The organism is Alloalcanivorax balearicus MACL04, assembly GCF_025532145.1.
In the GTDB taxonomy this organism is placed as follows: Bacteria; Pseudomonadota; Gammaproteobacteria; order Pseudomonadales; family Alcanivoracaceae; genus Alloalcanivorax; species Alloalcanivorax balearicus.
The window spans coordinates 51,923-60,166 of record NZ_ARXS01000025.1; the positions used below are offsets into that span (position 1 = coordinate 51,923).

Annotated in this window: 8 protein-coding genes; 5 read left to right on the forward strand and 3 right to left on the reverse strand. The window is 62.4% G+C overall.

The window, feature by feature from the left end; all coding sequences use genetic code 11:
- Positions 1–192 precede the first annotated feature (192 nt).
- Positions 193–975 carry a citryl-CoA lyase gene (locus tag MA04_RS17465; RefSeq protein ID WP_026948909.1) on the forward strand — a complete coding sequence of 261 codons (783 nt, stop codon included), beginning with the start codon at positions 193–195 and terminating at the stop codon, positions 973–975.
- A gap of 106 nt (positions 976–1,081) precedes the next feature.
- Here the strand turns inward: MA04_RS17465 and MA04_RS17470 are convergent, their stop codons facing one another.
- From MA04_RS17470 to MA04_RS17480, 3 genes are all read right to left on the reverse strand, one after another.
- A complete protein-coding gene (locus tag MA04_RS17470) occupies positions 1,082–1,384 on the reverse strand; it encodes a helix-turn-helix domain-containing protein (RefSeq protein WP_022994205.1) in 303 nt (100 codons plus the stop codon).
- A 387-nt stretch (positions 1,385–1,771) separates the two neighbouring features.
- Positions 1,772–3,187 (reverse strand): hypothetical protein, encoded by a 1,416-nt coding sequence (locus MA04_RS17475; protein WP_262461838.1) that lies wholly within the window; start codon positions 3,185–3,187, stop codon positions 1,772–1,774.
- A 129-nt stretch (positions 3,188–3,316) separates the two neighbouring features.
- A complete protein-coding gene (locus MA04_RS17480; protein WP_014994038.1) occupies positions 3,317–4,468 on the reverse strand; it encodes an acyl-CoA dehydrogenase family protein in 1,152 nt (383 codons plus the stop codon).
- Between the two features lie 308 nt (positions 4,469–4,776).
- Between MA04_RS17480 and MA04_RS17485 the strand changes: the two genes are divergently transcribed.
- The 4 genes from MA04_RS17485 (at position 4,777) to MA04_RS17500 (ending at position 8,167) form a co-directional block, all read left to right on the forward strand.
- Entirely contained in the window at positions 4,777–5,985 is a 1,209-nt protein-coding gene (locus tag MA04_RS17485; protein ID WP_022994209.1) for a 3-oxoadipyl-CoA thiolase, read from the forward strand.
- 220 nt (positions 5,986–6,205) lie between these two features.
- Positions 6,206–6,652, forward strand: a complete 447-nt coding sequence (locus MA04_RS17490) for a MarR family winged helix-turn-helix transcriptional regulator (protein ID WP_262461840.1) — start codon at positions 6,206–6,208, stop codon at positions 6,650–6,652.
- Between the two features lie 93 nt (positions 6,653–6,745).
- On the forward strand, positions 6,746–7,174 hold the full coding sequence (locus tag MA04_RS17495; RefSeq protein WP_262461842.1) for an organic hydroperoxide resistance protein: 429 nt from the start codon (positions 6,746–6,748) through the stop codon (positions 7,172–7,174).
- Between the two features lie 147 nt (positions 7,175–7,321).
- Positions 7,322–8,167, forward strand: a complete 846-nt coding sequence (locus MA04_RS17500) for a YbaY family lipoprotein (RefSeq protein WP_262461844.1) — start codon at positions 7,322–7,324, stop codon at positions 8,165–8,167.
- Positions 8,168–8,244: the final 77 nt, after the last annotated feature.

Consider the following 8,244-nt stretch of genomic DNA (forward strand, 5'->3'; position numbering starts at 1 on the left):
ACAGACAGACCGGCCTACGAAGCCGCTGTGGGAAACTGTCCGGGCGGCGCTCCGCTTGGCAGTGAATGGGGCCCTGAAGATATGCCTCAGGCCAGTTCGCTGGCAAGCCAGCTTCCCACAGAACAGGAGTCACGAAGCCGCTGTAACGCGATCCGTTCTTTCATACCAACGAACCAAAACGAGGAAGTCACCATGGCTCGTCAAAACAAACCGATTCGCTCCGACATCGCCTGGAGTACCCGTGACCGTATCGAAGTGCGGGGCAAGGATCTGCCCAATGAAATTCTCGGGCACATGAATCTGGGGGATCTCGCCTACCTGCAACTGACCGGGAAAGCGCCCACCGAGCAGCAATCCAAGGTGTTCAACGCCATTGTCATCACCCTGGTGGAACACGGTATTACACCGTCCGCGTTGGCCGCCCGCATCACCTATGCCGGCGCGCCGGAATCCCTGCAAGCGGCGGTGGCCGCCGGCCTGTGCGGTCTTGGCACGGTGTTCGTCGGCAGCATGGAAGGCGCCTCGAAAATGCTTTATGAAGCGCTGCCGGATCCGAAAGCCGATGTGGATCTGGAGGCTCTGGCGGATCAAGTGGTCGCCGACTTCCGTGGCCGCAAGCAAATCATTCCTGGCCTTGGCCACCCGCTGCACAAGCCGGTGGATCCTCGCACACCGCGGCTGTTCCAGATCGCCGAGGAGAACGGCCTGTCCGGTCGCTACGTGGATCTGATGCAGCGCATCGCCGCCAAAGCCGAAGCGGCTTCCGGCAAACAACTGCCGATCAATGCCACTGGCGCCATCGGCGCGATCTGCTGTGAATTCGGTTTCCCCTGGAAAATCGTGCGCGGCTTCGGCGTCATGGCCCGCGCCATCGGCCTGGTGGGGCACATCCTGGAAGAATCGGAGAACCCCATGGGCGTGGAAATCTGGCAACGCGTGGAAGACGAAGCCACCGCGCACATCCGGCCGGAATAAGTCAGGCCTTCGCTTGCAAGCAAGCTTCCCACAGCGGCTTCGTAGCATGGCTGTGGGAAGCTGGCTTGCCAGCGAATAGGCTCTCGGCCGCGTAGCCACCTCTGAATTATCCCTCGTCGGCAAGCGCCTCCACGATCACCTCGGGGTGGCGCAAGGCAATAGCGATCAGTGTCCGGGCGGCGCCGGACGGCGCGCGCCGACCCTGTTCCCATTCCTGCAGAGTGCGATGGGAAATATTCAGAGCCTGGGCGAATTCGGACTGAGACAAACCGGTACGGTGGCGGGCCTGGGCCACTTCGTTGTCGCTCACTTCGGTTTTGCGGGCAACGTAGCCCGCTTTCATTTCTCGAACCGACTGCAGCAGCTTCTTGCCCAGTTCCTCTCCGGTCAGAGTTTTATCCTTGGCCATTTTCCAACTCCTCGCGTATGGCTTTCAGCAGGTGCGGCGGGATAGTGCTAGTGGTGTTTTTGGCGTACATCACCAGCAGCCAGATTTCTCCATTGGCCAGGCGGGTGAAGTAAAGAACGCGTACCCCGCCTCTTTTACCCATTCCCGGCCGGGACCAGCGGACTTTGCGACAACCGCCGCTACCAGGGACGACATTACCGGCATATGGGTGCGCTGCGATCCAGGCGCAAAACTCGGCTCGTTCTTCTGTGCTCCACAATTTGTCCGCATCCGCTGCGAAAGTGGGCGTTTCAACTACCGTGTACATTTGGTCAGTATACGTCTGAGACGTATTTCGTCAAGAGGATGGGAGAAGGGGCGTTTACCCCCATCTCTCACCCCGGCAGCTCATCCCAGAAAAGAATGCAGCACGAACACCCACACGCACAGTGTCGGCACGATGATCCAGAAGAACAGGCCGTCCCAGCGCCAGGCGATCATGTAGGAGGAGCGCTGCAACAGTTGCTCGAGCACCTGCATGGCGGCGGTGAAGGGGGAGGTGATCATCGCCAGGGACCAGGCGCTCATCAGCGCCACCGCCAGCACCACCGGTTCCAGTCCGATCTCATGGGTGTCGGCGAAGAGGCCGGCGATCAGGGTCACCGAGACGATTGGATTGAGGCCGATCTGCGCCAGCAGGATCACCGCCATCATCGCGGCGACCGCGAACCAGGGGCCATACAGGCCGGTGTGCAACAGCGCCTCGGCCAGCATGTCGCGATCAATCACCGGCACCAGCAGCGCGCCGAGGAAAGCGGAGCCGCCGAGAATCGCCACTTCGTTACGGTTGGCGCCGAAGATCAGACGGGAATGCCGGTACAACAGCATGGCCGCCCGTCGCGCACCGGTGCCGCCGCCCAGCCGGCGCCGCTGCAACGACAACCAGGTGAAGGCGCTCAGCGGGCAGGCGATCAGCACTGCCACCGGCAAGCGCACATCCAGCACCCAGCCACAGAGGAATACCGCCGACGTGATGACCGCGGCCAGGGCAGTGAACTGCCACAAGGGTTTGGAAGAACGCCGATCCACCGGCGGCACTTTCAGGTTGCGCGGGCGCAGCACCCAATCCAGCAACCAGCCCATGGCGAACATCAGTACCGCGGTGGGCAGAGCCACCGGCGCGATGGTGTGCCAGCGCAGCGACGGCATGTTCGACAGCATCACCGCCATGGTCACGCCCAGCGGCGACAGCAACGGCACCAGGGCAAAGCCGCGCAGAATCGACAGCATCATCCGCCGTTCACGCACCGCTTGCACACGCCGTTCGCCGCCGGCGGCACTGAGGCTGTTGCTGCGTTGCACCATGGAGCCGAACAGGCCGATCACGCCGATGTTGATGATCATGCCGAACACCGCGGTGCCGATGGACAGCGTCGGATAACGCCAGGCCGGACGCTGGCGGATCAACACCTGACCGGCGTGACGGACCAGACGGGAGCGCATGGCCGACACCCGTAACAGGCCCAGGGCGGAGACAAAAGTGGCGAAGAAACAGAAGCGGTCCCAGGCCGCCAGAAACTGGGGCAGGGGATTGTCACTCTGGCTCGATATCAGGACGGACAGGGCGGCGATGAACAACAGCAGGCCCTTGGCCAGTTTGCTCTTGCGGCGCCATTGAACCAGCAGATAGATCAGCAGAGTGGGGCGCGCGATCCAGGGGGAGAGCGGATTGGGGAACAACAGGGAAACCAGGGTGGCGGCCATGCACAGCGGCAAGGCGTAATCCAGCAGCCGGCGCAAACGCCGGGGCCATTCCCTGTTCAATTAAAGTATCCCCCGATTGCAAACATTCGCTTGCAAGCAAGCTTCCCACAGCCGTGCTACGAAGCCGCTGTGGGAGGCTGCCTTGGCAGCGAATAGCCGTCCTTTTCATACAGAAAAGGACGGCTATGCTTATTGCGCCTCGCGCACCATGTTGCGAGCGATCACGATCTGCTGGATCTGGGTGGTGCCTTCATAGATCCGGAACAAACGCACATCGCGATAGAAACGCTCCACCGCGTATTCGGACATATAGCCGGAACCACCGTGAATCTGCACCGCGCGATCGGCCACCCGGCCCACCATTTCCGCGCAGAACAGTTTACAGCAGGACGCGTCCAGGCTCACCGGCTGGCCGGCATCCTTGGTGCGGGCGGCTTCCAGAACCATGGAACGGCCGGCGAACGCTTCGGCGCGGGAGTCGGCCAGCATCGCCTGGATCAACTGGTGTTCGGCCAGCGGCTGACCGAACTGCTTGCGCTCCATGGCGTAGCGCAGGGCATCCTCGATCAGGCGTTCGGCCACGCCCACGCACACCGCGGAGATGTGCAGGCGGCCACGATCGAGTACCTTCATCGCGGTTTTGAAACCCTGGCCTTCCTTCAGGCCGATGATGTTTTCCGCCGGCACCCGGCAATCTTCGAAAGTGATGTCGCAGGTGTGGGCGCCTTTCTGGCCCATTTTCACATCCGGCTTGCCACGGATCAGGCCCGGGGTGTCGCCCTCGACGACAAAGGCGGTAATGCCGCCGGCGCCTTTGTTATCCGGGTCGGTGCGTGCCATCACCGTGTACAGGTTGGCTTTCGGGCCATTGGTGATGAACCGTTTGGTGCCGTTCAGGATGTAGTGGTCGCCATCGCGCACGGCGCGGGTTTTCAGGCTGGCGGCATCGGAGCCGGCGTCCGGCTCGGTCAGGCAGAAGGAACTGATCACTTCGCCGGTGGCCAGCTTCGGCACGTACTTGCGCTTTTGCTCTTCGGTGCCGTCGATCAGAATACCCTGGGCGCCGATACCGTTATTGGTACCGAACAGGGAACGGAAAGCCGGCGAGGTCCGTCCGATCTCGAACGCCACCAGTGCCTCTTCTTCCATTGTCAGGCCCAGACCACCATACTCTTCCGGAATGGACAGGCCGAACAGGCCCATCTCTTTCATTTCCTGGACAATGTCTTCGGGAATGGCGTCGTTCTCGGCTACGGATTGTTCGGCGGGCACGAGACGGTCACGGACAAAACGTCGAACAGTGTCGACGAGCTGGTTGAGCAGTTCGGGGTCACGAATCATGATTCTGTCGTTTCGATCGGCAAGAGAGTTTGGCGGAGGATGAACCGGAGCCGCGAAGTGGATCGCGGTGTGGACGCCTCCCTGGAATGGGCGGACCGGGCGGTCACCCGACTTGCAAGGCACTCTGTCACGGCCTATCCTTTCCGTCAAGTTTCAAAACAACATTCCGCACAGCGGACGCCACTTCCCGTGCTTCCCTATGAATGGCGCCGTGCCTTAGTGGGAGCGGCTTATGGACCGCGATTGCGGTTGATCACCGCCTCACCAGAACATTTGGATTCGGGACCAACCTTTGAGGACCTCACAGCATGCTTGACGCCTATATCTACGACGGTTTGCGTACTCCTTTTGGCCGCCACGCCGGCGCCCTGGCACCGGTGCGCCCGGATGACCTGCTGGCTTCCGTCATCAGCACCCTGGTCAACCGCAACGACTTCCCGCTGGAGAAGTTCGAGGACGTGGTGGCCGGCAACACCAACCAGGCCGGTGAAGACGCCCGTAACGTGGCCCGTCACGCCGGTTTGCTGGCCGGTCTGCCGGAGTCGGTGGCCGGTGTCACCGTGAACCGCCTGTGCGGTTCCGGTCTGGCCGCCACTCTGGACGCCGCCCGCATGGTCACCGTCAATGAAGGCGACCTGGTGATCGCCGCCGGCGTGGAATCCATGAGCCGTGCCCCGTTCGTCATGGCCAAGGCACAAACCGCTTATAGCCGTGACATGAAGGTGTTCGACAGCACCATCGGCGCACGCTTCCCCAACCCGCGTATTCTGAAGGAATTCGGCGCCGACACCATGCCGGAAACCGCTCACAACGTGGCCGCCGAACTGGGCATCAGCCGCGAGGAAGCGGACGCCTACGCGGCCCAGTCCCAGGCTCGTTATGAAGCGGCCCGCGCCGACGGTTTCTTCAAGGAAGAAATCATGCCGGTGGAAGTGCCCCAGGGCCGCAAGAAGCCGCCGCTGGTGGTGGACGCCGACGAGCACCCGCGTCCGGGCACCGGCGCCGAGCAGCTGGCCAAGCTGCCGGCCATCGTTGAGGGCGGCATCGTCACCGCCGGCAACGCCTCCGGGGTCAACGACGGCGCCGCCGCGCTGATCATCGGCTCCCGTGCCGCCGGCGAAGCCGCCGGTATCGCGCCGCGCGCCCGCATCATCGCCGGCGGCGTGGCTGGTGTCGCACCGCGGGTCATGGGCCTGGGTCCGGTGGAGGCCTGCAACAAGGTGCTGGATCGTGCCGGTCTGACCCTCAAGGACATGGACGTAATTGAAATCAACGAGGCCTTCGCCACTCAGGTGCTCGGCTGCTGCAAGCAACTGGGCCTGAAAGGCGACGACGAACGCCTCAATCCGAACGGTGGCGCCATCGCCGTCGGCCACCCGCTGGGCGCTTCCGGTTCCCGTCTGGCTCTGACCGCGCTGCGTCAGCTGGAACGTACCGGCGGCCGCTACGCGCTGGTGAGCCTGTGTATCGGTATCGGCCAGGGCGTGGCCATGCTGATCGAGCGCCTGCCGCGCTAACGTCCTTATCGCGAGCAATCCTGCTTCCCACGGCACTGCTACGAAGCCGCTGTGGGAAGCTGGCTTGCCAGCGAATACAGTGTGAATTCATATCTCCAGTCCCAATTCGCGGCCAAGGCCGCTTCCCACAGCGGCTTCGTAGCTCCCTTCCGTGGGAAGCCCGCTGTCAGACCCTGTTTTTTTCTTGATATTAAGTAGCGCGCGATTTAATATCGCCCTCATGAACGATCACAATGCCCCCGACAGCCTGCTCAAGCTCGACCTCCAGGTCTGCTTCGCCCTGTATTCCACCAATCTGGCCATGACCAAGGTCTACCGCCGGTTGTTGCGCGAACTGGGGCTCACTTACCCGCAATACCTGGTCATGATGGTGTTGTGGGAGGAGGATGGGCAGACCGTGTCGGAGATCGGCGAGCGGCTGTTTCTGGATTCCGCCACGCTGACGCCACTGCTCAAGCGACTCGAAGGCATGGGGCTGCTGTCCCGCCGCCGGGCCGCCGATGATGAGCGCCGGGTAAGGGTACAGCTTACCGACCCGGGGCGTGATCTGCGCATCAGGGCCGAAGCGATTCCCGAAGCGGTGGCCTGCGCCAGCCAGTGCCAGCCGGAGGAACTGATGGCACTGAAAGATCAGCTTCATGCCTTGCGCCGTAAACTGAACGGGTAGGGCGCCACTTACTTTGCACATTGGCGCCTTGCTTTTGGCCTATTTAAATAGTGCGCTATTCAATAGCGTAAAGTGACCGTAAAGGAGAACACCATGAGCATCGAAAAAGTACTGTATCGCGCCGAAGCCAAAGCCACCGGTGGCCGTGACGGCCGCGCCGTGAGCAGCGACAACGCCCTGGATGTGAAGCTGACCACGCCGCAGGCCCTGGGTGGCCCGGGTGGCGAGGGTACCAACCCGGAGCAGTTGTTCGCCGCCGGCTACAGCGCCTGCTTTCTCAGCGCGCTGAAACTGGTCGCCGGCAAGGCCAAGGTGGCTTTGCCCGCTGAAAGCAGTGTTCAGGGGCAGGTGGGTATCGGCCCGGTGGGCGCCGGTTTTGGCCTGGAAGTGGCGTTGACCGTAAGCCTGCCGGGGCTGGATCAGGCCCAGGCGGAGCAACTGGTCGACAAGGCTCACGAAGTGTGCCCGTACTCCAACGCCACCCGCGGCAACATCGACGTCAGCCTGAGCGTACAGGTCTGATTCCCGCCCCGAGCCCCTTGCCAGGACCCTGGCGAGGGGCTTTGTTTATTTTCATCAAACCTTCATCCGCCCTCATCGCTTTTGCCCTGGCGCCTGCTAGAGTTTGCAGGTGAATTCCCAGTCTTGCGCCATGTTCAAGGAGCGATCATGAAAACCACGCTTTCTCTCTCCGCCCTGACGGTGGCCGCCTTGCTGACCGCCTGTGACCAGGGGCCGGCCAACGATTCCCAATCCTCCGGGCAAGGAGGCGCCGCCATGGAACAGGAAGAACAGCAGGTGACCCTCAAAGGCGAAGTGCTCTATCGGGAGCGCATCGCGTTGCCGCCGGATGTCACCGTGAGGGTGGTGTTGGAGGATGTGTCCCTGGCCGATGCCGCGGCCAAGGTGATCGCCGAGCAGACCATCGAACCGGAAACCCAGGTGCCGATTCCGTTTGCGCTGACGTACATGCGCGGTGACGTCAATCCGGACATGGGCATGGGCTACGCGGTGCGCGCGGAAATCCGGGATCAGCAGGACAAACTGCTGTGGACCACCACCGAGCGGCATACCGTGGAAGTGGGCGAGAGCAACGACCAGCCGGTAACCGTCATCGTTCACCGGGTGCCCGGCGACGACACGCCTCGGGAGAATCCGGAGAACATGGAAGGGGTGGAGGGCGCCGGGTTGTCTCCGGCGGCGCAGGAAGTTCGTGAGCAGGGCGCCCAGTTCTGGGCGGCGGGTAATGAGCCCGGCTGGAGCCTGGCCATCTATCCGCAGGTGAAACTGGAGCTGGTCACCGATTACGGCGAAACCACCATCGCCACTCCGGATCCCGGTCCCAAGGAAGAAGGCGGCAAAACCCTCTACCAGGCCAGCAACGAAGACACCGACCTGACCGTGGAAATCGAACAGAGCCCCTGCCAGGACGACATGAGCGGGAAACAGTATCCGTACACCGTGGTGGTCAGCTACGGCGATACCACTCTGAACGGGTGTGGGCAGGAGCTGTAAAGGTATCGGGATTCGCCAGCAGGCTGGCTCCCACAGCCTTTCTACGGGGCCGCTGTGGGAGACTTGCTCGCAAGCGA

Bases quoted from the DNA above. Each gene is read 5' to 3' on its own strand.
- MA04_RS17465 (WP_026948909.1), top strand. From the start codon at position 193: ATGGCTCGTCAAAACAAACCGATTCGCTCCGACATCGCCTGGAGTACC.
- MA04_RS17470 (WP_022994205.1), bottom strand. From the start codon at position 1,384: ATGGCCAAGGATAAAACTCTGACCGGAGAGGAACTGGGCAAGAAGCTG.
- MA04_RS17480 (WP_014994038.1), bottom strand. From the start codon at position 4,468: ATGATTCGTGACCCCGAACTGCTCAACCAGCTCGTCGACACTGTTCGA.
- MA04_RS17485 (WP_022994209.1), top strand. From the start codon at position 4,777: ATGCTTGACGCCTATATCTACGACGGTTTGCGTACTCCTTTTGGCCGC.
- MA04_RS17490 (WP_262461840.1), top strand. From the start codon at position 6,206: ATGAACGATCACAATGCCCCCGACAGCCTGCTCAAGCTCGACCTCCAG.
- MA04_RS17495 (WP_262461842.1), top strand. From the start codon at position 6,746: ATGAGCATCGAAAAAGTACTGTATCGCGCCGAAGCCAAAGCCACCGGT.
- MA04_RS17500 (WP_262461844.1), top strand. From the start codon at position 7,322: ATGAAAACCACGCTTTCTCTCTCCGCCCTGACGGTGGCCGCCTTGCTG.